Source organism: Rhizobium sp. IY2 (genome assembly GCF_047532935.1).
Classification (GTDB): Bacteria; Pseudomonadota; Alphaproteobacteria; order Rhizobiales; family Rhizobiaceae; genus Rhizobium; species Rhizobium anhuiense.
Genome location: NZ_JBLKNU010000001.1, coordinates 396,496 through 419,416 on the forward strand (window position 1 = coordinate 396,496; position 22,921 = coordinate 419,416).

The window sequence follows — 22,921 nt, forward strand, 5'->3', positions numbered from 1 at the left end:
ACTATGATGAGCATTAAGCGTATCGACGTCGGCGCGCGCATGAGCGGCGCCGTCATTCACGGCAACACGGTCTATCTCGCGGGCCAGGTCGGCGAGGGCGAAAGCGTCACCGATCAGTGCAAGTCCTCGCTTGCCGAAGTCGACCGCCTGCTGGCTGCATCAGGCAGCAACAAGTCGAAAATCCTGCAGACGATCATCTACCTTGCCGACATCGCCGATTTCGCCGAGATGAACGCCGTCTGGGAAGGCTGGATCGATCCTGCCAATCCGCCGGCCCGCGCCACCAGCGAAGCCAAGCTCGCTGCGCCGAAATACAAGGTCGAGTTCATCGTCACGGCGGCCATCGACTGAAGTCGCAGCGTCCCTATCCTTCAAGGCCGGTGAGTTTTCTCACCGGCTTTTTGTTTGCGCGATTTCCGAGAGCGTACGCGTCGGCGTGATCGCCTCAGGATCGAGCTTGACTTCGATGATCGAGGGTTTGCCGCTGGCGCGCGCCCGCTCGAAGGCCGGGGCGAATTCGTCCGTCCTTTCCACCGTCTCGCCATGGCCGCCATAGGCGCGGGCAAGGGCTGCGAAGTCGGGATTGGTCAGATCGGTGCTGCTGACACGACCCGGATATTCACGCTCCTGGTGCATGCGGATGGTGCCGTAGATGCCGTTGTTGACGACCACCGCGATGATCGGCAGATCGTGGCGGATGGCGGTGGCGAATTCCTGGCCGTGCATCAGGAAGCAGCCGTCGCCGGCAAAGCAGATGACCTCGCGCTCGGGAAAGAGACGCTTGGCGGCAACGGCGGCCGGCAGGCCGTACCCCATCGAGCCGGAGGTGGGGGCGGCTTGAGTGTTGAAGCGCCGGAAACGATGGAAGCGATGCACCCAGGTGGCGTAGTTGCCCGCACCATTGGTGAAAATCGTCTCCGGCTTCGTATTGGCCTCCAGCCATTCCATGATCGGCCCCATGTGGACGGCACCTGGCCCGGTCGCCGGCGGGGTCGACCAGGTGAGATAGGCCTGGTGCAGGCGCGCGGTGCGCTCGGTCCAGTGCGGTTCGGCGGGCGCTTCCAGGTCGGCGAGTGCTGCGACGAAATCGGCCGGCGCGGCGCAGATGGCAAGATCCGGGCGGTAGATGCGGCCAAGCTCGGAAGCGTCGGGATGGATGTGCACCAGCGATTGCTGGGGGTAGGGGATATCGATCAGCGTATAGGACGAGGACGGCATTTCCGACATGCGGCCGCCGAGGAGGATCAGCAGGTCGCTCTCCTTAATCTCCTTTGCCAATGCCGGATTGATGCCGATGCCGACATCGCCGGCATAAGAGGGATGGAGGTGATCGAACAGCATCTGCCGGCGGAAGGAGCAGCCGACGGGGAGCTGGAAACGCTCGGCGAAGCTCTGAAAATCGGCGACGGCATCGGCATCCCAGCGCGTGCCGCCAAGGATCACCATCGGCCGCTCGGCCTTCAGCAGCCTTATATAGAAATCGTCGATCTGCCGGCGGCCGGGATGGGCCTCGACATTGGCATAGTGCCTGGCGCGGGGTGCCTCGACCTCGTCGCGCAGCATGTCTTCCGGCAGCGTCAGCACGACTGGGCCGGGACGGCCGGAGGTGGCGACCGCAAAGGCGCGGGTGACGAATTCGGGAATACGGGCGGCATCGTCGATCTCGCCCACCCACTTGGCGAATTCGGTGAAGGCGCGGCGGAACTCGACCTCCTGGAAGGCCTCGCGCTCGCGTGCTTCCCGCTGCACCTGGCCGATGAACAAGATCATCGGGATCGAGTCCTGCTTGGCGATGTGCAGGCCGGCGGAAGCGTTGGTGGCGCCGGGGCCGCGAGTCACCATGCAGATGCCGGGTTCGCCGGTCAGCCTGCCCCAGCAATCCGCCATCATCGCCGCGCCCCCCTCCTGGCGGCAGACGAGAACGTCGATATCGCTGTCACGCAGCGCATCGAGAACGGCGAGGAAGCTCTCGCCGGGAACGCAGGAAAGCCGCTTGACGCCATTCGCCTTCAGCGCCTCGACGATCAGTTCTCCGCCGGTCTTCTTCATGACAATGCCTTCTTCATGATGATCTCTCCCCATCACGCTCAGCGAGTTCCGCCAGAATTTCCGCCTGGTGTTCGCCGAGGCGCGGGCTCGGCCTGTCATAACGCAGCGGCGTCTCCGACAGCACGACAGGCGTCCTCACTCCGGGGATCACGGTGCCGGCGGCGTCCGCAAGATCGATGCGCAGGCCGCGGGCCTGCACCTGCGGATCGGCGAACATTTCCTCGATCGTGTTGATTGCGCCTGATGGAACGGCATTCTCCTCGCAGGCCTTCAAGAGATCCGCCTTCTGCCATTTCAGCGTTTCGGTGGAGATGAGGCGGCGCACCTCGCCGCGATTGCCGACCCGAGCCTTGTTGGTGGCGAAACGCTCGCCGCAGGCCACGGTCTCCAGGCCGAGGAGGGTGCAGAGGCGACGGAACTGGCCGTCATTGCCGACCGCGAGGATGAGATAACCGTCCGCCGTCGGCACGACCTCATAGGGCGAGATATTGGGATGGGCATTGCCAAGGCGGGTCGGTGCGGCGCCGGAGACGAGGTAATTCATGTTCTGATTGGCGAGCACGGCCGATTGCACATCGAGCAGGGCCATGTCGATCAACTGGCCTTCGCCCGATTTGAGGGCATGGATCAGGGCGGCTTCGATTGCCGAGACGGCATAGATGCCGGTGAAGATATCGGCGATGGCGACACCCGCCTTCATCGGCTGGCCGCCCGGTTCGCCGGTGATCGACATGAAGCCCGACATGCCCTGGACGATGTAGTCATAGCCGGCGAGGCTGGCATAGGGGCCGGTCTGGCCGAAGCCGGTGATCGAACAATAGACGAGCTTCGGGTTGATCTTGCGCAGGCTGTCGTAATCGAGCCCGTATTTGACGAGGCCGCCGAGCTTGAAATTCTCGATCAACACATCGGCGGTGGAAACGAGGCGGCGGACGAGATCCTGGCCTTCGGGGCTTTTCAGGTCGGCGGTGACGGAGCGCTTGCCGCGATTGGCGGCGTGGTAATAGGCGGCCGAGAGGTTCTCGCCATCGGCGCCCTCGACGAAGGGCGGCCCCCATTGGCGCGTGTCGTCGCCGCCCTCGGGATTTTCGACCTTGATAACGTCGGCGCCGAGATCGGCGAGCATCTGTCCCGCCCAAGGGCCGGCGAGCACGCGGGCAAGCTCGATCACCCGGATTCCGGCAAGCGGCGGCTTCTTCGTCACGGTCTCTGTCATGTTCCTCCCGGCAATGTCTACGGCGCCATCGTCACCTCAGATGTATCGGATACAGGCTTTGAAGCAAAGCGGCGCTCGCGCCAGAGGATGTAGATGCCCGATGCCACGATGATGGCAATGCCGAGCCATTTGACGGCATCCGGAAAGTCGCCGAAGACCAGCCAGGCGAAGATCGTCGCCGAGACGATCTCGAAATATTGCAGCGGCGCCAGCGTCGAGGCCGGTGCTGCGCGATAGGCGTAGACGCCGACGATGCCGGTGATTGCGGCCATGGCGCCGACGCCGGCGACATAGAACCAGGCGCGGCCTTCCGGCATGACGGGATCGAAGAGGTCGGAACCGGTTCCCTGACCGAGGAAAAGCAGGAGGACACAGAAGAGCAGGCCCCAGATGCTCATCTGGAACTGCATCGACCAGGGGTCTTCCCTGCGCGAGAGGGCGCGGGTCATCAGTACGAAGATGGCGATGCAGAGCGCGCTGACGACAGGCAGAAGCGCGATGTAGCCGACCTCTTCGAAACTTGGCTGAATGATCAGCATCGCCCCGAAGAAGCCGACGCCGCAGGCGGTATAACGTCGCCAGCCAATCGTCTCCTTCAGGAAGATGCCGCCGAGGATCGTCACCATGATCGGCTCGACGAAGAAGATCGCGATCGCGTCGGCGACCGCCATATATTTCAGCGTGGTGACGAAGGAGATCATCGAGATGGTGATGATCGCGCCGCGGATGGCATGGAAGAGGCTCTGGCGCCAGGAGAAATCGGCGAAGCTGCGCCGCCATATCACAAGCGGCAGCATGCAGAGCGCCTGGACGACGAAACGGCCGGCGGTGATCTCCCCGGATGGCACGGTGGTGATGGCAAGCTTGGCGAAGATATCGATGAGCGGCGAGACCATCACCGAAAGAACCATCAGCGCAAGCCCCGTCGTCACGTCGGAGGCGGACGAAACGGGGCGGGCGGAGGTGCTGCTCATGATGAAATCCCCGTACTCAGCATATTGGTCGCTCAGGATCTTGCGACCACCTCGTCGCACCAGTCGGCGAAAGCTGCGATCGCCGCATCCGCGCCGATCTCATTCAGCGTCTCGTGTCGCAAGTCCTGATATATCTGAGTGCTGATACGGGAGAAGCCCAGGCCTTTCAAATGGTTTGACAGCCAGAGCACGGCTTTTCCCCGCTCCGTCGCCGGGTCTTTTCCGCCGCCGACCAGATGAACCGGCATATCGCGCGGCAGCCGGTCGAGATGGATTTTCTGCGGTCCGCGGAAGGTCAGCTCGAAGAGATCGAGCCAGAGAGAGACCGAGGCGTCGAAGCCGCAAAGCGGATCGGCGACATATTTGTCGACTTCATCGGGTCTGTGCGACAGCCAGTCGAACTCGGTGCGGCGGCCGGGAATGGATTTGCCCCAGGCGCCGAAGGTGAGCTTCGGCAGCAGGCCGCTCGGCACGTCGGAGCCCTTCAGCATGCGCTCGGCCAGCAGGATCGCCTGGGCGGCGCGGCCGGCGAGGCCGACGGCGAAATTCGAATTCCAGACGGCGACGGCGTCGAAGTCGGCCGGAGCGGTGACGGCTGCATTGAGGGCGATGAGGCCGCCCATCGAATGGCCGAAGAGGATGATCGGCAGGCCGGGATGGCGGGAGGCCGCATGGCCGCGCATGGCGATGAGGTCGCCGATCACCCTTTCGACGCCACCTCGTCGGGCGAAGCGGCCGATCGGCGCATCGGGCGCCGTCGTTTCGCCGTGGCCGCGGTGATCATGGGCATAGACATGATAGCGGCGCGCCGCCATCGTCTCGGCAAAGGCGCGATAGCGTTTCGAATGTTCGGCGAGGCCATGCGATATCAACAGGATGCCGCGGGCCGGACCAGTAGCTTCAGCATGGTGATAAGCCAGCGACGCCCCCACTACGGCGAGCTTCTGCGTTTCAGCAAACATATGGATCCTCCCTGCGGCAACAGACCAGATTGCCTGATAAAAGCAACATGGGGGTTTGGTTTATCCGATAACAAAATACGACGTTGCTGCGATTCAGGGTTGCGCCCGTTTGAGCTTCGTGCTTATTTGTTCCCGTATTGTTCTTTTGGGGGTTGAAATGAGCAGCATGCAATTGCGTACCCTGGCGTTTGCCTTGTCGATGGTTGTTTCCGGCGCCGCTACGGCCCAGGAGGGCGGTGGGCGCACCCGTTTCATTCTGGCGGCGAGCTGGCAGCCCGCCTTCTGCCAGACGAACCAGAAAAAGGCCGAATGCGCGACCCAGGCCGTGGAACGCCATGACGCGACGAACTTCTCGTTGCACGGGCTCTGGCCGATGCGCCAGGATTATTGCGGCGTCAGCGCCGACCAGAAGGCCGCCGATAAGGATGGCAACTGGAACACATTGCCGGAGGTCGTGCTTTCGGCCGAGACGAAGACGGCGCTGGCAAAAGCGATGCCCGGCACGCAATCCGGCCTGGAACGGCATGAATGGACGAAGCACGGCACCTGCACGAAAATGAGCGCGGACGACTATTTCGGCGTCGGCGTGCATCTGGTCGGCGCGCTCAATGCCTCGGCGGTGCGCGAGCTCTTCGCCGCCAATATCGGCAAGCCTGTCAAGGCCGACGCGATCAAGGCGGCTTTCGACAAGAGCTTCGGGCCTGGCGCCGGCGACCGCGTCAAGATGAGCTGCCGGCGGGCCGGCAACATCAGGATGATCAGCGAGCTGACGATCGGGCTTTCGGAAGCCGCCGGGGCGGCATCGGCGAAAAGTGCCGGGCTTGCCGATCTGATCCAGGGCGCGGGAAAAACCTCGTTCGGCTGCGACGAAGGTGTGGTCGACGCTGCGGGCTTTTGACCGGAAATCCGGAGTAAACCGGGTTTCGGCGTTGCCCGCAGGCGCTGTTTCGCCTACATAGCGGCACAATCGAAGTTTCCCGCCCGGAGCAGCGCAGTATGGCACGTCAGTTCATCTATCATATGTCCGGCCTCAACAAGGCCTATGGCAACAAGAAGATCCTGGAGAACATCCATCTTTCTTTCTACCCCGATGCCAAGATCGGTATCCTCGGACCGAACGGCGCGGGTAAATCCACCGTGTTGCGCATCATCGCGGGCCAGGACAAGGAGTATACCGGCGAAGCCTGGCTCGCCGAAGGTGCGACGGTCGGCTACCTCGAGCAGGAGCCGCACCTCGATCCCAACAAGACGGTGTTCGAGAACGTCATGGAGGGCGTTGCCTCGAAGACGGCGATCGTGGATCGCTACAATGAATTGATGATGAACTATTCCGACGAGACGGCGGAAGAGGGCGCCAAGCTTCAGGACGTCATCGACAGCCAGAACCTCTGGGACCTGGAAAGCCAGGTCGAAATGGCGATGGAAGCGCTGCGCTGCCCGCCGCGCGATTCCGATGTCACCAGCCTTTCCGGTGGTGAGCGCCGCCGCGTCGCGCTCTGCCGCCTGCTGCTGTCGCAGCCGGATCTGCTGCTGCTCGACGAACCGACCAACCATCTCGACGCCGAAACCATCGCCTGGCTGGAAAAGCATCTGCGCGACTATCCGGGCGCCGTGATGATGATTACCCACGATCGCTACTTCCTGGACAACGTCACCGGCTGGATCCTCGAACTCGACCGTGGCCGCGGCATTCCCTACGAAGGCAACTACTCGGCCTATCTGCAGGCGAAAGCTAAGCGCATGCTGCAGGAAAATCGCGAAGAAGCATCGCGCCAGAAGGCGATCAGCCGCGAGCAGGAATGGATCGCTTCCAGCCCGAAGGCCCGCCAGGCCAAGTCCAAGGCGCGTATCAAGTCCTACGAGCAGCTGGTGGATGCCGCCGAAAAACAGCGTCCCGGCGATGCACAGATCATCATCCCGGTCAGCGAGCGCCTCGGCCAGGTGGTCATCGAGATGGAAGGCATCACCAAGGGCTTCGAGGGCCGGACGCTGATCAATGACCTGTCGATCAAGCTGCCGCCGGGCGGCATCGTCGGCATCATCGGCCCGAACGGCGCCGGCAAGACGACGCTGTTCAGGATGATCACCGGCCAGGAAAAGCCGGATGGCGGCTCGATCCGCATCGGCGAGACCGTGCATCTCGGCTATGTCGACCAGAGCCGCGACGCGCTCGCGGCCGACAAGACGGTCTGGGAGGAAATCTCCGGTGGCGCCGAAATCATCAAGCTCGGCAAGTTCGACATGAACTCCCGCGCCTATTGCGGCGCGTTCAACTTCAAGGGTGGCGATCAGCAGCAGAAGGTCGGCAATCTCTCCGGTGGTCAGCGCAACCGCGTTCACCTCGCCAAGATGCTGAAGGCCGGCGGCAACGTTCTGCTGCTCGACGAACCGACCAACGACCTCGATACCGAAACGCTGGGTGCGTTGGAAAACGCGCTGGAGAATTTCGCCGGCTGCGCCATCATCATCAGCCACGATCGCATGTTCCTCGACCGTCTGGCGACGCATATTCTCGCTTTCGAAGGCGATGGCCATGTCGAATGGTTCGAAGGCAACTTCGAAGATTATGAACAGGACAAGGTGCGCCGCCTTGGTCCCGATGCCCTCAACCCGGGCAGCCAGGCCCATAAGCGCCTGACGCGCTGATCCATCTTTTTTCCTTGCGAAAGCCCCGGTTCGGCCGGGGCTTTTTCATGTCGATCTCTGTCGCAATTTGAGCAGGCAATTTCGCGGAGAGTGCGAATTGTCGCTTGCCACGGCATTTCAAATCACATAAAGATATCTTTATATCTTGATTGGATCGAAGATGAGCGAACCCCTGAAGCTTGGACTGGATGCGCTGGTGGATGTCTTGAAGGCGGCCGGCGAACCCACGCGCCTGCGTCTTCTGGCGCTTCTTGACGCTGGCGATCTGACGGTGACCGATCTTACCGAAATTCTCGGCCAATCCCAACCGCGCATCTCCCGTCACCTGAAGCTGCTCGGCGAGGCCGAACTGATCGAACGATACCAGGAGGGTGCCTGGGCCTATTTCCGTCTCAAGCAGGACGGCAAGGCGGCCTTGCTGGTGCGGGCGCTGCTGAAGCATGTCTCCGAGAACGATCCGACCATCCTTCGCGACGGCGAGCGGCTGTCGCAGGTCAAGCGCCAGCGGGCCGAGCGGGCGCAGGCCTATTTCAGTCGCAACGCGGCCGAATGGGACGAGCTTCGCCGCCTGCATGCCGCCGATGAGGAAGTCGACGCCGCCGTCATCCGGCTGCTCGGCAACCAGCCGATCGATTCGCTGCTCGATCTCGGCACCGGCACCGGCCGCATCCTCGAACTGCTGTCCGGGCTTTACCGCCGCGCCATCGGTGTCGATGCCAGCCGCGACATGCTGAGCGTGGCGCGCGCCAATCTCGACAAGTCCCGCATCACCAAGGCCACCGTGCGCCATGCCGATATCCTGAACCTGCCGTTCGAGGGGCAGGATTTCGACCTGGTGACGATTCACCAGGTGCTGCATTTCTTCGATCAGCCGGAAATTGCCATCGCGGAAGCGGCGCGCATGCTTCGGCCGGGCGGCCGGCTGGTGGTCATCGACCTGGCGCCGCACACGCTCGAATATCTCCGCGACGAGCATGCGCATGTCCGTCTCGGCTTTTCGCACCAGACGATGTCCGACTGGCTGCGCAAGGCCGGGCTCGACGTCGAGCAGGCCGTCGATCTTCATCCGGGTCAGCAAAGCGGGCAGGGCTTGACGGTCACCGTCTGGCTCGCGCGCGATCCGAGGCGTCTCATGGCTTCGCAGACGAACGAAGGCGCCGAACCTACATTTGCCGGGAGGGTATGACATGGCTTTGAAAAACGAAGCACGCGGCCGCAACATCAGGATCTCGTTCGAATTCTTCCCGCCGAAATCGGAAGAGATGGAAGGGCAGCTCTGGCATACCGTCAGCCAGTTGCAGGATTGGGACGCGGATTTCGTGTCGGTGACCTATGGCGCCGGCGGCACCACCAAGGCGCCGACGCTTTCGACCGTCACGCGTTTCCTGTCGCAGACGCCGTTTGCCACCGCCTCTCATCTCACCTGCGTCGGCGCGACGAAGGAGGAGACGCATCAGGTGGTCGACACCTTCCGCAAAGTCGGCGTGACGCATTTTGTGGCGCTGCGCGGCGATGCGCCCGGCGGCGCCGGCGCGCCCTACCAGCCGCATCCCGGCGGTTACGCCAATGCGGCGGAGCTGGTCGCCGGCCTGAGGGAAATCGGCGATTTCGAGATTTCGGTCTCCGCCTATCCGGAAAAACACCCGGAAAGCCGCGATACGGCCGCCGATATCGACATGCTGAAGCGCAAGGCCGACAATGGCGCCAACCGGGCGCTGACGCAGTTCTTCTTCGACAACGACAATTTCGAGCGTTACCTGGAGCGGGTGCGCGGCGCCGGCATCTCGATCCCTGTTGTGCCCGGCATCATGCCGATCCAGAACCTGACGCAGTTGAAGCGTTTTGCCGGGGCCTGCGGCACGATCATCCCCGCCTTTCTCGACGAGCGCTTCGCCGGCTTTGACGACAAGCCCGAGGAGCGGGCGAAGGTGGCAGCCGATGTCGCTGCCGAGCAGATCGAGGATCTCGTCCGGCGTGGCATCCATGATTTCCATCTCTATACGATGAACCGTGCGCCGCTGGTTTCCGCCGTGCTCGACAATCTCGGCGTGTCGCGCCGGGAAACAAAAAGTGCGGGCGCAGCCGCCTGATCCTTTCGGGATGTTCAAAAGTAAAAGCGCATGTCGGGCGGGACATGCGCTTTTTCGTTGGCGGATTGATCAGCTACTGGGGAGTTTAGGCACTATCAGTCGTTACGCTTTCGTCGGCCGGCTCAGATGAAGAGCATGGACAAAACGAAAGCAAACGCTGCACTGACCAACAGAACATTCAAGGATTGCGTGAGTCCCATGTCTGTCTCCTCGCGTTAACCGGCCAATAATATGTCTGAAATATGTCGGTTGGAAAGCGGATTTTATGCTGCGCTGCAGAAGGGATCAGTGGATAAGTCGAATGCAGTTTCGGTAAGCCTCTGAAATAAATCGATAATTTTCGATGAATTTTTGTTCACAGATTTTAACATGCCGTTAAATCAGGCGATTTCGGATTTACTTATGCGCCCAAAACATGGCGTACCGGCAACCGGTTGAAAACATGCGGAATTCGCAACCGGTTCAGGCGGTTCTCAGCAGCAGGCGATAGGCGCGGCCGTCGAGAATGACGAGGCCGAAACCGATCAGCGCCATACCGGCAAATTCGCCAACTTCAAGCCTTTCGCCAAGGAAAAGCACGCCGAGCAAGATGGCGCTCGGCGGCACCAACAGGGTGACAAGCGAGGCGTTGGTGGCGCCGGCCGCCGCCATGATCCGGAAATAGAGGATATAGCCGAAGGCGGTCGACAACAGCGCCAGCGCCAGGATGGCAAGCAGCGCTTCAAGCGGCGGTGCGGCCAGCGCCCAGGGGCGATCGGTGAGCAGCGACAGCGGCAGTGCAATCAGCGAGGACGCGGTCAACTGGCCGGCTGCGGTGACAGGGGCTGGAACATCCCTGAAGCGTTTGCCATAGGTGGCGGCGAAGCCATAGGAGATGGCGGCAAGCACGGGAAGCATCAGCGCCCAGAGCGGCGCTTCGCCACCAGCCGAGATGCCGGGGCCGATCAGCACGATCGTGCCGAGGAGGCCGACGAGGCAGCCGACGATCTTTGCCGGGGACAGTTTCTCGTCCGAGGTGAAGTGGTTGGCGATGAGCACGGTCCAGATCGGCGTCGTCGCATTCAGGATCGCCGCAAGGCCGGCGCCGATGCGGGTCTGGCCGAAGAAGATCAGCGCGTGCGGCAGAGCATTGTTGATGAGCCCGAGGATCAGGAACTCGCGCCATCGGGCCTTCAGGATCGCATAGAGGTCGAAACGGCCGGCGACATAGACATGCAGCGCCAGCGCTGCCAGCAGCAGCCTGAGGAAGACGAGGGTCAGCGGCGGCACGTGCTGGACGGCGATGCGGGCGAAGAAAAAGGAGGCGCCCCAGATCAGGCCGAGCAGGACCAGCAGGCCCCAGGTCCAGGCATTCATTCTGCTGTCCACGCCGGTTCCTCCACCGCAAGCCGTTCGTTTCGCCGAAAACCGGCACCGGTTTTCGGCGTGAAGCTTTAGCGCAGCAGGCGGATCGCGCCACCCGTTTCTTGCGAAACGGGCGGCAAGGTGTCAGCGGGGATCAGAGGGCGTTGAGAAGGGCAGGCGTCGCCCAGCCGTCGGCCGGCATGCCGAGGCGCTGCTGTTCCTTCTGGATCGCGACACGCGTGCCGGAGCCGAGGATGCCGTCGATCTCGCCGACATCATGGCCGAGCGACTGCAGCTTGGTCTGCAGCGCCTTCATCTGGTCGCTGGCGAGCCCCTGTTCCGGCACGCCCTTGAGATAGGGCTCGGCGCCGGAAAGACGCGTGCCGAAATAGGCGGCAGACGTCGTGTAGATAAACGACTTGTTCCATTCGAGATAGATTTTGAAATTCGGATAGGCGATGAAGGCCGGCCCCATGCGGCCCTGCGGCAGGACGAGGTCGCCTTCGAGGTTGCCGAAGGCGGTATTGCCGTCACGCGGCTTGACGCCCAACGCAAACCATTCTCCCGCTTTCATCGTGCCGCCGAGGCCGGATTTCTCCCAGGGCAGGTTATCGGGCAGGGTCACTTCCTGCAGCCAGGGCTGGCCGCGCTCGAAGCCGAGATGCTGGATGAATTTGGCCGCCGTCAGAATGGCGTCCGGACTGCTCTGCTTCAGGCGGATATGGCCGTCACCATCGCCGTCCATGCCATAAGCGATGATGTCGCGCGGCAGCATCTGCACCTGGCCGATCTCGCCGGCCCAAGCGCCGGTATTGGTGGCGGGGTCGAGGTCGCCGTGTTGAACCATCTCGACCAGGGCGATCAGCTGCGGGCGAAAGAGTTCCGGGCGGCGGCAGTCATGCGCCAGCGTCACCAGGGCGTTGCGGGTGTTGAAATCGCCTTGGACGGCGCCGAAATCGGTCTCCATCGCCCAGAAAGCGGTGATGACGCCCGGGGGAACGCCGAATTCCTGCTCGGCGCGGGCAAAGACGTCGGCATATTGCTTCATCTTCTGGCGGCCGATGTCGAGGCGGCCCTGGCTGACGGTGCGCTGGGAGAATTCGAGGAAGGTCTGCTTGAAGACGCCCTGGGCGCGATCCCGGCTCAGCACCTTGGGGTCGATCTCGGCGCCGGCAAAAGCCTCGTCGGCGGCCGCCGCGCTGGCGCCGGCTGCGACCGCATCTTTCTTGACACCTTCGAGGAAGGCGGAGAGATCGCCGCCGCAGGGCGCTGCCGGGGCTGCGTCCGTGGCCTGCTGGGCCGCCGCGCCGCCTGCGAGGGCGAGGGCAAACAGAAGGGCGAGTGCAGAGCGGCTTGCGAGCGAGCGGTGCATGGATACGGTCCTTATATCAAAAATATTGCCGTCGCTTTCACAGATGAATGTGACGGAAGCAAGAAACATCGCAGGACGTTACTAAGAATTTCTATCCTTGGAAACGGCCGCGACCCAGTTGTTCCAGTTCTTTGCGCTGCCGGCAAAGACATTGATATCTGTGGGACCGCTGATGCCGGGGATAACGCCGGTAGAGGTATATTGCCAGAAGGCCCAGCGGCGGTCTGTATAGGTCACCTCAGGGTGTTTTGCCACCGAACGGACCCAGAAATGATAATCCTGGAAGTAGCCGGCGAGATTGTCGCGGTGGAAATCGACCGAGGTGTAGATGATCGGGCGCTTGCCGTAATAGGCCTCCAGCCGGTCCATGAAACGCTGCATTTCGGCGCGTACGGTTTCCGGATCGGGACGGTAGCGGCAGGTCTTCGATTCGGCGTTCCATTCGACGTCGAGCACCGGCGGCAGGCGCATGGCCTCCTTCGGCACGTTGCGGATGAACCAGTCTGCCTGCTGATCGGCCGAAGAGCAGAAATAATAGAAATGATAGGGAGCGTGCGGGATGCCGGCGGCGCGGGCCTCACGCCAATATTCGTCGAAGCGCGGATCGACCCTGTCCTTGCCTTCGGTCGCCTTGATGAAGGCGAAGGCGACGCCGGAATTCTTGACCGTGCCCCAATCGATATCGCCCTGCCATTTGGAGATGTCGATGCCGTGGATCTGGTTCTGCTGCGGATGCTTCGGGCCGAAATCCTGCGGATCGGTGTCCTTGAAACGCGTCTTCGGCTTGATCGAAGCCGTTTCGAGATAGTCGTAACCGGAAGAGGTGCAGCCGGCCAGCATGATAGCCAGGGGCAAAACGCAAAACAAAAGCCGGCGCATGGGCGTCCCGTCGTAACTCGAATGATCTCTTTGCCCCACAGCCTGACCTTCGAAAAAGACGAGTCGGCAGAGGAATAACCCTCTTTTCACCATATCAACGTAAAAAATCGGTTAGTTTCAAGCGAATTATCAGCGCTTGCTGATAATGGCCGCCCGCCAGGCATAACCGCCGCCAACGGTATCGAACAGCAATGTCGCGTTGTTTTCATGGGCTTGCGCTTCCAGGACCTCGCGCAAATCGGGCCGCGGAGTGACGTGGAATTTCGCAAGCCAGGCCTGCAGCATGCGCCGGAACCAGCCCGGCAGGCCTTCCTGCTGGCCGAAATCGACGATGTGCAACTGGCCGCCGGGATTGAGTGCGGCGATTGCTGCATCGACGGCGCGCTCCCAGTCGGGGATCATCGACAGGGCATAGGAAATCAGGATGCGGTCGAAGCCGCTGACACCGAATTCGCGCGGCGTGAACGCCGTGGCGTCGGCGACGCGGAAGTCCGGGATCGTCGCCTTGGTGGCGAAGGTCTTGCGCGCCGAAATCAGCATTTCCTGAGAAATGTCGAGGCCGAACAGCTTGGCGGTCGGGAAATGCCGATGGGCGAAGGCCATGTTGCGTCCGGTGCCGCAGCCGACTTCGAGCAGCGTGCCGCCCTCCGGCACGTCGAGCTTGCGGATCGTGCTGTCGCGGCCGAGAAGGTAATATTTGCGGGTGAGGTCGTAGATATGGCGCTGATAGCGGTACATGCCATCCATCAGGCCGGCATGTTCGTCGCTCTTTGCTGCCGTCTCAGTGCCGACCTTGCTCACGCCTTCTTCCCGTAAATGTGGAAGCCACCATAGATTGCCGAGCGATCGAGCGCCGTCAACTCACGCGACTTCTCCTCGAAATAATCCCACTGGTCGCGGATCATCGGCGCCAGGCGGCCTTCGATGATGCTTTTTTCAGCGGCGGTGCGGAAGATCACGCGGGCGCCTTCGCGCGCCGTGCGAGTGATCTCCCGCCAGACGTCGTTCAACTGCTCGTCCGTCATCCAGTCCTGCGCGTCGAGCAGGATATAGCGGTCGCGCGAGGCGGCCGGTTCGCGGGCGAGCAACTCGGTGAAGCTTGCGTGGTGGACGTTGACGCGGTCGACATTGGCGCGGATCACCTGATAGTGCTCCGACTTCAGATAGGTCGGCAGCGGGCCTTCCTCTTCGGTGCCGTAGCGGCGGCCGAAGGCCTGCCAGGCGAAATAGTTGTCGCTCATCGGGAAATGACAGGCGAGCTTTTCCAGGCGGTGCTTCAGCACCGGCGCGATCGAATGATCGGCGGCAAGGCTTGCGAGTTCGTCATATTGCTGCGGCGGAATGCCGAGGCCGAAGAGCGAGCTCTTGCGGCCGGTAATCCAGCGCACGACCGGCTTTTCGAACAGCGGCGCGATCTGCTCGTCGAAGAACTGGCGCTGCTCGCGGATCGAGCGGGTCTTGGTCATCTCGCGCAGCTTGACGCCGTGCAGGCGGGCAAGAAGATGGGCCGCGCCGATGAAGCGGCCGAGCAGGCCGGTTTCGTAGATGTTGCGGTCGAAGACGGTGACGCGGCGACGGCCGAATTTGCGGCCGTTCCAGTAGCTGCGGGTCGCCTCATCGAGGCGGGCAGCGAGATGCTGGTCATAGGCGCGGCTGTTCGACTTCTCGTTCGGCATGGCCAGGAAGCGGACGAGATCGGCGTGGCCGGGAAGATGTTTGAAGGCCGCAAGCTTCAGGCGGTTCAGAGCGATATGGTGCGGGTTGAGGTCGACGACGTCGATCGAGGCCGGCGCCTTGGAGAGATAGGCGAGCATGTTGCAGCCGCCGGAGCCGATGGTGACGATGCGATGGTTGGGCTTCAGCTCCATCGCCTGCATGTCGAGATCCGGATCCTCCCAGATCTGCGGGTAGACGAGGCCGGAGAAGAGAAGACCGAAGAGACGTTCGGAAAAGCCGTCCTTCGAAAAAGCCTTGTGGCGGAGAAGGGCGTCCTTGAGTTTCCGGTTCTTGCGGAAGCCGGCATCCGGTGCAAATTCTGACATGAGTCTGTCACCTTTTTAGCGTTCAGGGCGTGTAGCGCGCCTCTGCTACAGTTTGATGACGTGGGCTGTGGGGCGCCGTTCTTCGGAGACTTCGACCGGCTCGGAAGACCGACCGGGATGGCTCTCCTGGGAAAGTGATCGGGACGACAGGCCTTCTTGGCTTTGGCCCCTTTTCGGCGCCTGCGATTCCTGCTTCTCTCCCGGCATGGAGGAATGCCATGCGATTTGTCCTGCGTATCCTGAAGGCGCTTGCTCTCCTTGTCGTTCTCGTCGTCTTCGTCGCCGCCGGCTGGCTTTTTATTCAGCCGCCGGAACTGCTGCGTGTCGGTGACGGTTACGCCGCCAAGATCGTCTGCTCCAACGTCTTCATCGCCGGTCGCGGCGCCGAGGATGTGCTCCATGACGACGTTCAGGCGCCCGGAAATCCGCTGCTGCGGCTGATACGCGTCAGCGTTGACCACGACAAGGAACGGGTGACGGCGCGCTTCATGGGGCTGTTTGCGCCAAGTTATGCGCTCTATCGCGGCGCCTTCGGCTGTACGAGCGTGCCGGACGGCGATTTCGAGGCGGCGGCGAAGGCCGTGCCCTTCGATGCGCCTGTTAAAATGGAGACGAGCGACGCCTTGTGGCCGGAGGGCGAGGGCACCGGCAATCCGGCGGACGGGAAGATTGCCGCACTGCTTGCCGATCCCGGAATTGCCGGCCCGGCAATGCGGGCGATCGTGGTGGTGCACAATGGCCGCGTCGTCGCTGAAGCCTATGGCCCCGGTTTCTCGGCGAAGACTCCGCTGATCGGCTGGTCGATGACGAAGACGGTGAACGCTGCGATTCTCGGCCGGCTGATGCTCGACGGCAAAATCTCCTTCGACGACGACGAACTGCTGGCGCAGTGGCAGAAGGATGCGCGCGCCAAGATCAAGGTGTCCGACCTGCTCGGCATGGAGAGCGGCCTTGCCTTCAACGAGGATTATGGCGATGTCGCCGATGTGACGCGCATGCTCTATCTCGATCCAGACATGGTGTCGCTGCCGGCCAATGCACCGATGGAGGCGCCGCCCGGCCAGCGCTTCCGCTATTCGAGCGGCACGGCCGTGCTGTTGTCGCGCATCTGGATGGACAGGGTCGGCAATCCACAGGCGGGCTTTTCCTATCCGCACGACGCGCTGTTTTCGCCGCTCGGCATGACGAGTGCGGTATTCGAACTCGATGCGCGCGGCACGTTTGCCGGCAGCTCCTATCTCTATGCGACGGCGCATGACTGGGCGCGCTTCGGGCAGTTCCTGCTGCAAGACGGCGTGTGGAATGACCGGCGACTGTTGCCGGAAGGGTTCGTCGGCGCCATGCGCACTCCGACGGTGGCTTCGAACGGACGTTATACGCAGGGCCAGGCCTGGCTCGCTCCTGGCGGCTCAAGCGCGGCGTTCGGACTGCCGGAGGATACGTTTTGGTTGACGGGGCATGACGGGCAGAGCATGGCGATCGTGCCCTCCGCCAATCTGGTCGTCGTCCGGCTCGGCCTGACGCCGAGCTGGCTCGGCTATCAGCCGCAGGTGCTTCTCAAGAAGATCCTGGCGGCCTTGCCGCAAGCGGGGGAGCCACAACAGCAGGCTGGGTCGCAGCAACAGGCGCAGCCGCAGCCATAGGCTGCGATCGCCGTCTCAGCAATGCTCGATGTCAGTAATTACCCTGGGCGATGTCGGTCATGCCCTTGCGCTTGGCGTCGTAATAATAGCCGCGCGCATAGAGGCGGACGGCATCGTCTTCCTTGCTGTCGGAGACGAGCCAGGCGCCACGCAGATATTTGGCGGCATATTTGATGTTGGTTTCGGCATCGAAGAGCCCGCCCGGGGCGCCGTCATAACCCATTGATTTGGCGGTGTTGTATTTGATCTGCATCAGGCCGAAATAGCCGCGCTTGTTGTAGGCCTTCGGATTGTAGCGGCTCTCGCGATGGACGATGCGGTGGAGCAGCGTCTCGGGAATTTCGTAGATCTTCGAGTATTTCTGGATGAGCTTGGTGACGAAGCTCTTCTCCACTGTCGGCGCGTCGTCTTTGTCGTCGTCGCTGAACATCGGGGGTGCCGTCGGCGGATCGATCGGCCCGGATTCGTCGAAACCGTAGTCCATGCTGGCACGCGGCGTGGTGTCGACGGCGGCAAGTGCTGCAAGCGCGCTGTTCTGCGGTGTCGCGGCAAAGGCAAGCTGCGTCGTCGGCTGTGCCGGCGTTCCCGGACGCGGCGTCGGCACGACGGACTGGATTGCCGTCATCTCGGGCGTCAGCGGGATCTGCGCATAGGCTGCAGGCTGTATGCCTGCCTGCATGGCGAGGTCGGTAGACTGAGAGGCTGTTACGGCTGGCATCGCCGTCGCAGTCAGGGAGGGGGATGGCTGGGGAATGGTGGCGCCGGCAACCGCCTGACCGGCAGCACCTTCGGCTGTCGGGATCGCGGCGAGTGTTTCATCTTCGCCGGGTTTCGGCATCGGCACCACGGTCTGGGCGGCAGTCAGTTCGGCCTGCGATGTGTATTCGACGCTCGTGCATCCCGTCATCACACCGCAGAGTATCGTGGAAACGACAAGACTGCGTTTCAGGCCGGATAATCCGATCGCTACCATTCCGCCACTTTCGTGAAATCGCGCCGCCCCGGCTGCGTATAAAAGTTACCAAAAACCTTAAGCCCTGGTGACCCCATTAACCTATTCGTGGCATTCCGGCAACCACGCAATATTTCTATGCTGCAATACGGCGATACCCGGCGGTTACGGCGCCTGCAGCGATCAGCAGGGTGCCTCCCGTTCGGTTTACGGCGCGCTGGATGCTCGCCTTGCGAATCAGTCCGCGCGCGGTATGGGCGAGAAACGCGTAGGTGGAGGCGTTGAGGATCGCCAGCACGAGGAAGGTCGCTTCCATGATCGCCATCTGGCCGACGAAGGGCAGGGCCGGATTGAGGAACTGCGGCACGAAGGCGACGAAGAAGATGATGCTCTTCGGATTGAGGGCGGTGACGACATAGGCGTGGAGGAAGATCTTGAGCGACTTTTCCTCCGGCAGATTGTCGTTGTCGGCAACCGGTTCGCCGATGATGGGAGCCCGCCAGAGCTTGACTCCCAGATAGATCAGGTAGGCGCCGCCGATCCACTTCAACACGGTGAAGAGGGTGGCGGAGGCGGCCAGAACGGCACCGAGACCGAAGAGGGAAGCCGTCATCGCGGTGAAGTCACCAAGCGCCACGCCGCTCACCGTCGCAAACGCCGTCCTGCGCCCATGACCGAGCGCATAAGAAACGACGAGCAGTATCGTCGGCCCCGGTATGGCCAGCATGATGGCCGATGCCGCCGCAAAAGCGAGCCAGGCTTCAAATGACATGGTGTCTCCTCCTATTCCTCAGGAACAAGCAAAGACATCATATTAACCATCCGTCAATCACGCTTCTTTGTATTTCTGACCTATATTGTCCATGACTTCGGCAAACCATGCCGTCGACAGGTCAAAAGCCTTGCCGCCCTTGATGCGCGGGAATTCTATAGTGCGCAACTTACCGTTCTGCGCTTCGTCATGGCCGGTGACGCCGGAGACTTTATTGAGCGCGCTTTCGACGGCGAGATCGACCATGCTCTGGATCAGCCTGAGGTCGTCGCCGTTGGCCGGCGCCGAGCGGGCGAAATAGCCTGATTTCTGCACAAGGGAACGTTCGGCATTCAGGAGGTTGGCGAACTGCTTCTGGAACCAGGCGCCGACATTGATCGTGTCGATCTTCACATGGCCGAAGGCGTCACGCTTGACGGTTTCGCCGGCGGCTTCCCGCTCGGCGACGATGGCGTCGAGGCAGGCGCCTTCCGAGACGAAGACCGTGGCGTGGCCGTTGCGGTCCATGCTTTCCTTCAGGCGGGCGGCCTCGGCGTCGAGGTCGAAGGCCATCTCAGGCAGGTAGACGGCGTCGATGCTCTTCAGATGCGCATCCATCATCAGGCCGTCGACATACTGGTTGCGGCTGGTGCGCTGGAGATAGGCGCGGGCGGTGGCGGCCGTCAGCCAGCCGCAATGGCGGCCCATGACTTCGTGGATGACGAGGGTGCGGGGTGCGGCCGTCTGCTCGTTGCTGACATTGTCGAAGAAATGCGCGCCGACTTCGGCGGCCGTCCAGGCGCCGAGCGACTGGCGGATCGGGACGACGTCGTTGTCGACCGTCTTCGGCAGGCCGACGACGGTGAGATTGTAGCCGTTGGCGGCGAGGTAGGCGGCAAGGTCGGCGGCTGTGGTGTTGGTGTCGTCGCCGCCGATCGTGTGGAGAATGGTGATGCCGTCATTGGCAAGGCGTTCGGCGGCGACCCGCAGCGGGTTCTCGCCTTCCTTGACCAGGCCGCGCTTGACGCAGTCGGCGGCATTGGTAAGCTTGACGCGGCTGTTGCCGATCGGCGAGCCGCCGTAACGGTGCAGCAGCGGCGCCTTTTCGCGCATCTCGCGGGTGATCGCGATGCTGTCGCCGGTGAGCACGCCCTGGTATCCGGACTTGTAGGCGACGATATCGAGATCGGGCGCGACGTCGCTATAGCGTTCGATGAGACCGCCGACGGCGGAAGAAAGACAGGGTGCCAGGCCTCCGGCGGTCAGCATTGCGACTTTCTGCTTGGCCATGATCCCTCCTATGGCGTTTCGGTGCGGTGGCGTTAGCTAACGCATGGATGCGGCAGGGAAAGGGGCCTGTAAAGTAAAGAATTTACGAAAAATGCGCCTTTATGCCGAGTTGGGCCGCGAAGATGGCAGGAAGTAATGATATAATCGTTTCAAGCCCGATCTGCGTGTCGGGAACTGTTGTGGAAATTTCCGTCGCGCACTCCGGATTCACCTGCACGGGCGATGCGCCGGCGATCGTCAGCCGTTGCCATACGAGATGAAAGCGGGCGCCGTGAATCGTTTGCTGCGGTGCGACAATTACCAAATCGTGAAAACTGTGTTCGGCCCTACGACCAATAGTCGCCTTGCAAAGGCTGCGATTCTTTGGTCAAGCTGTTTGCTATAAGTTGACAAGTCTGTGAGATTTTCGATGTCCTTCTGGGAAAAACTGTTGAATGCCATTGGCAATACCGCGGGCAATGCGTTGTCTGCGGTGGTCGAGGCTATCCGTACGGTTTTCGAAGGCGATCCCGAGACCCGGCGTAAGGTGGCTTTCTCCGTGGCGATCATCGCGCTGTCGGCCAAGATGGCCAAGGCCGACGGCATCGTCAGCGAGAAGGAGGTCGAAGCCTTCCGCGAAATCTTCGAATTCCCTGAGGATCAGGCCAAGAACGTCGCCAGGCTTTACAACCTCGCTCGCCAGGATGTCGCCGGCTACGAAGCCTATGCCGAACGGCTCTCCACGCTCTGCGTTACCTGTGCGGCCAATTGCCCGGTGCTGGAAGACGTGCTCGACGGCCTCTTCCACATCGCCAAAGCCGATGGGCTGATCCACGAGAAGGAACTGAATTTCCTGCACCATATCGGCGAGATCTTCCAGATGAGCGAAACCCGCTTCGAGCAGATCGCCGCCCGCCACGTCTCGTCCGGCGGCGATCCCTATAAGGTGCTCGGCGTCTCGCCTTCGGATGATTTCCCGACCATCCGCCGCCGTTACCGTGGCCTCGTCAGCGAACATCATCCCGACAGGCTGATCTCGCGCGGCGTGCCGAAGGAATTCCATGTCATCGCCAATGAACGCATGGCGGCGCTGAATGCGGCCTATGCGGCGATCGAGAAGGAACGCCGCGCCGCATGACCTCTTTCGAGGCCGATTGCAGGAGCGCCCGCGTGCAGCCTTCGCCGAACCACGGCGAGCGGGCAGACGGGCGCCGTCCGGATATGATCCTGCTGCATTATACCGGCATGCCGACGGCAGATGGTGCGCTCGACTGGCTCTGTCGCGCCGAGAGCCAGGTTTCCAGCCATTATTTCGTGCATGAGAACGGCGAGGTGGTGCAGCTCGTGCCGGAAATACGGCGTGCCTGGCACGCGGGAAAAAGCAGCTGGCACGGCGAGACGGATATCAATTCGCTGTCGATCGGCATCGAGATCGCCAATGCCGGCCATCCCGGCGGGCTCCCGGATTATCCAAAAGAGCAGATCGCCGCGGTGATTGAATTGTGTCGCGACTGTGTCAAACGTTGGTCGATCGCGCCGGAACGGGTGCTTGGGCATTCCGATGTCGCCCCGATCCGCAAGGTCGATCCGGGCGAGAAATTCCCCTGGGCCGAGCTCCACCGGGCGGGTGTCGGGCACTGGGTCGAGCCGGCAAAGATCACCGGTGGGCGGTTCTTCCAATGCGGCGATGCCGGCCAGCCTGTCGAAGCGCTGCAGTCGATGCTGTCGCTCTATGGTTACGGCACTGAAATTACAGGCGAATTTTCCGAAAAAATGGCGGGCGACGTGGAGGCTTTCCAGCGCCATTTCCGGCCCGAAAGGGTGGATGGCATCGCCGATTTCTCGACGATCGACACGCTGCACCGGCTGCTATCGACGCTGCCGCGTTATTCCTGATCGGAACAGCCTGATATCAGGAGCGGATTCCTCGCGGCCGGCGAGAAAACCGCCTCGCCACATCATTTCCCTATTATCTCCTCATTGCGATGGTCTAAGGACGCCCGCTGAACAGCGCTCACGGCTGTTTTCAAGTGTAACCATGAGCGCCAAATGAAACGATAAGAATTGCTACGGAACGCGATCAGTCCTTGCTCGCGTGTGACCGAATGACGGCGAGGCGCGCAGTCCTGCAATTCTTTGGGTCGGAGTGAAGAGACTATATGAAGAAGTTGATTGTTGGCGCTGCGGCGTGCTTCGGCATGCTGCTGGCGGGGTATAACTTTGCCTCGGCGAATGATGATTGGGGCGTCAGGGCGCAAACCATCCCGCTGAAGACCGTCGACCGCCAGAGTGGCTATGCCATGCCCGACTTTTCCGCCAGCATTCCCTATGCCGCGCTGATCAATAAATATGCCGCCGAATACGACGTGCCCGTCGCACTCGCCCAGGCTGTCGTACGCGTCGAGAGCAATTTCAATCCGAATGCCCGCGGCAGTGCCGGCGAAGTCGGCCTGATGCAGATCAAGCCGGCGACGGCGCGGATGATGGGATATTCCGGCACGAGGAAGGGCCTGTTCGATCCCGAGACCAACATCAAATACGGCATGAAATATCTGGCGGCCGCCCATCAGCTCGGCGGCGGGCAGACCTGCAACACGATCCTGAAATACAATGCCGGCCATGCCGCCACGCGCATGAACCCGGTGTCGAAGACCTATTGCGGCAAGGTCCTGGCGATGCTCGACTGAGCATAGCTCGGCGCGTCCCGGCAAAATTGCCTTGCGGCAATTTTG

General features: G+C 62.0%; 21 protein-coding genes. 9 read left to right on the plus strand and 12 right to left on the minus strand.

Annotated features, from left to right (window positions below; translation table 11 throughout):
• Positions 1-6: 6 nt before the first annotated feature.
• A complete protein-coding gene (locus ACMUVN_RS01880; RefSeq protein WP_028755822.1) occupies positions 7-351 on the plus strand; it encodes a RidA family protein in 345 nt (114 codons plus the stop codon).
• 39 nt (positions 352-390) lie between these two features.
• Here ACMUVN_RS01880 and ACMUVN_RS01885 read toward each other — a convergent pair whose 3' ends face one another.
• From ACMUVN_RS01885 to ACMUVN_RS01900, 4 genes are read right to left on the minus strand one after another with little or no spacing between them, the layout of a single operon-like run.
• Positions 391-2,049, minus strand: a complete 1,659-nt coding sequence (locus ACMUVN_RS01885) for a thiamine pyrophosphate-binding protein (protein ID WP_029867943.1) — start codon at positions 2,047-2,049, stop codon at positions 391-393.
• Positions 2,050-2,062: 13 nt separating this feature from the next.
• Positions 2,063-3,265, minus strand: a complete 1,203-nt coding sequence (locus ACMUVN_RS01890) for a CaiB/BaiF CoA transferase family protein (RefSeq protein ID WP_414814850.1) — start codon at positions 3,263-3,265, stop codon at positions 2,063-2,065.
• 17 nt (positions 3,266-3,282) lie between these two features.
• Positions 3,283-4,239, minus strand: a complete 957-nt coding sequence (locus ACMUVN_RS01895; RefSeq protein ID WP_028755825.1) for a DMT family transporter — start codon at positions 4,237-4,239, stop codon at positions 3,283-3,285.
• A gap of 32 nt (positions 4,240-4,271) precedes the next feature.
• Complete coding sequence (locus tag ACMUVN_RS01900; RefSeq protein ID WP_414814851.1) at positions 4,272-5,201, minus strand: alpha/beta fold hydrolase; 930 nt, start codon at positions 5,199-5,201, stop codon at positions 4,272-4,274.
• 157 nt (positions 5,202-5,358) lie between these two features.
• Between ACMUVN_RS01900 and ACMUVN_RS01905 the strand changes: the two genes are divergently transcribed.
• The 4 genes from ACMUVN_RS01905 (at position 5,359) to metF (ending at position 9,937) form a co-directional block, all read left to right on the plus strand.
• A complete protein-coding gene (locus tag ACMUVN_RS01905) occupies positions 5,359-6,099 on the plus strand; it encodes a ribonuclease T2 family protein (protein WP_028755827.1) in 741 nt (246 codons plus the stop codon).
• A 98-nt stretch (positions 6,100-6,197) separates the two neighbouring features.
• A complete protein-coding gene (ettA, locus tag ACMUVN_RS01910; RefSeq protein ID WP_028755828.1) occupies positions 6,198-7,847 on the plus strand; it encodes an energy-dependent translational throttle protein EttA in 1,650 nt (549 codons plus the stop codon).
• 160 nt (positions 7,848-8,007) lie between these two features.
• On the plus strand, positions 8,008-9,033 hold the full coding sequence (locus tag ACMUVN_RS01915) for an ArsR/SmtB family transcription factor (protein ID WP_029867944.1): 1,026 nt from the start codon (positions 8,008-8,010) through the stop codon (positions 9,031-9,033).
• 1 nt (position 9,034) lies between these two features.
• Entirely contained in the window at positions 9,035-9,937 is a 903-nt protein-coding gene (metF, locus tag ACMUVN_RS01920; protein WP_028756318.1) for a methylenetetrahydrofolate reductase [NAD(P)H], read from the plus strand.
• 462 nt (positions 9,938-10,399) lie between these two features.
• Here metF and ACMUVN_RS01925 read toward each other — a convergent pair whose 3' ends face one another.
• The 5 genes from ACMUVN_RS01925 to ACMUVN_RS01945 form a co-directional block, all read right to left on the minus strand.
• Positions 10,400-11,305 (minus strand): DMT family transporter, encoded by a 906-nt coding sequence (locus tag ACMUVN_RS01925; protein ID WP_097630461.1) that lies wholly within the window; start codon positions 11,303-11,305, stop codon positions 10,400-10,402.
• A 130-nt stretch (positions 11,306-11,435) separates the two neighbouring features.
• Positions 11,436-12,653 (minus strand): lytic murein transglycosylase, encoded by a 1,218-nt coding sequence (locus ACMUVN_RS01930; protein WP_028756316.1) that lies wholly within the window; start codon positions 12,651-12,653, stop codon positions 11,436-11,438.
• A gap of 81 nt (positions 12,654-12,734) precedes the next feature.
• Entirely contained in the window at positions 12,735-13,532 is a 798-nt protein-coding gene (locus ACMUVN_RS01935; protein ID WP_047610975.1) for a GH25 family lysozyme, read from the minus strand.
• A gap of 129 nt (positions 13,533-13,661) precedes the next feature.
• Complete coding sequence (locus ACMUVN_RS01940) at positions 13,662-14,333, minus strand: class I SAM-dependent methyltransferase (RefSeq protein ID WP_029867945.1); 672 nt, start codon at positions 14,331-14,333, stop codon at positions 13,662-13,664.
• Complete coding sequence (locus ACMUVN_RS01945) at positions 14,330-15,574, minus strand: DUF3419 family protein (RefSeq protein ID WP_029867946.1); 1,245 nt, start codon at positions 15,572-15,574, stop codon at positions 14,330-14,332. Before ACMUVN_RS01945 ends, ACMUVN_RS01940 begins: the two co-directional genes overlap by 4 nt.
• Before the next feature lie 218 nt (positions 15,575-15,792).
• On the opposite strand from ACMUVN_RS01945, the gene ACMUVN_RS01950 reads away from it, so the two are divergent.
• Complete coding sequence (locus tag ACMUVN_RS01950) at positions 15,793-17,217, plus strand: serine hydrolase domain-containing protein (protein ID WP_132572600.1); 1,425 nt, start codon at positions 15,793-15,795, stop codon at positions 17,215-17,217.
• Positions 17,218-17,248: 31 nt separating this feature from the next.
• Here the strand turns inward: ACMUVN_RS01950 and ACMUVN_RS01955 are convergent, their stop codons facing one another.
• The 3 genes from ACMUVN_RS01955 to ACMUVN_RS01965 form a co-directional block, all read right to left on the minus strand.
• Entirely contained in the window at positions 17,249-18,190 is a 942-nt protein-coding gene (locus ACMUVN_RS01955; RefSeq protein ID WP_414814852.1) for a transglycosylase SLT domain-containing protein, read from the minus strand.
• Between the two features lie 115 nt (positions 18,191-18,305).
• Complete coding sequence (locus ACMUVN_RS01960; protein ID WP_029867949.1) at positions 18,306-18,941, minus strand: LysE family translocator; 636 nt, start codon at positions 18,939-18,941, stop codon at positions 18,306-18,308.
• A gap of 57 nt (positions 18,942-18,998) precedes the next feature.
• The gene (locus tag ACMUVN_RS01965; RefSeq protein WP_029867950.1) at positions 18,999-20,210 is read right to left on the minus strand and encodes a pyrophosphate--fructose-6-phosphate 1-phosphotransferase; all 1,212 of its coding nucleotides are present in this window, start codon (positions 20,208-20,210) and stop codon (positions 18,999-19,001) included.
• A gap of 409 nt (positions 20,211-20,619) precedes the next feature.
• Between ACMUVN_RS01965 and ACMUVN_RS01970 the strand changes: the two genes are divergently transcribed.
• The 3 genes from ACMUVN_RS01970 to ACMUVN_RS01980 all read left to right on the plus strand — a co-directional run bounded on the left by ACMUVN_RS01970 (position 20,620) and on the right by ACMUVN_RS01980 (position 22,876).
• Complete coding sequence (locus ACMUVN_RS01970) at positions 20,620-21,327, plus strand: J domain-containing protein (protein WP_029867953.1); 708 nt, start codon at positions 20,620-20,622, stop codon at positions 21,325-21,327.
• Entirely contained in the window at positions 21,324-22,085 is a 762-nt protein-coding gene (locus ACMUVN_RS01975; RefSeq protein WP_029867954.1) for an N-acetylmuramoyl-L-alanine amidase, read from the plus strand. The genes ACMUVN_RS01970 and ACMUVN_RS01975 overlap by 4 nt, the downstream gene beginning before the upstream one ends.
• Positions 22,086-22,348: 263 nt before the next feature.
• Positions 22,349-22,876, plus strand: coding sequence for a lytic transglycosylase domain-containing protein (locus ACMUVN_RS01980; RefSeq protein ID WP_029868443.1), 528 nt, complete (start codon positions 22,349-22,351; stop codon positions 22,874-22,876).
• Positions 22,877-22,921 lie beyond the last annotated feature (45 nt).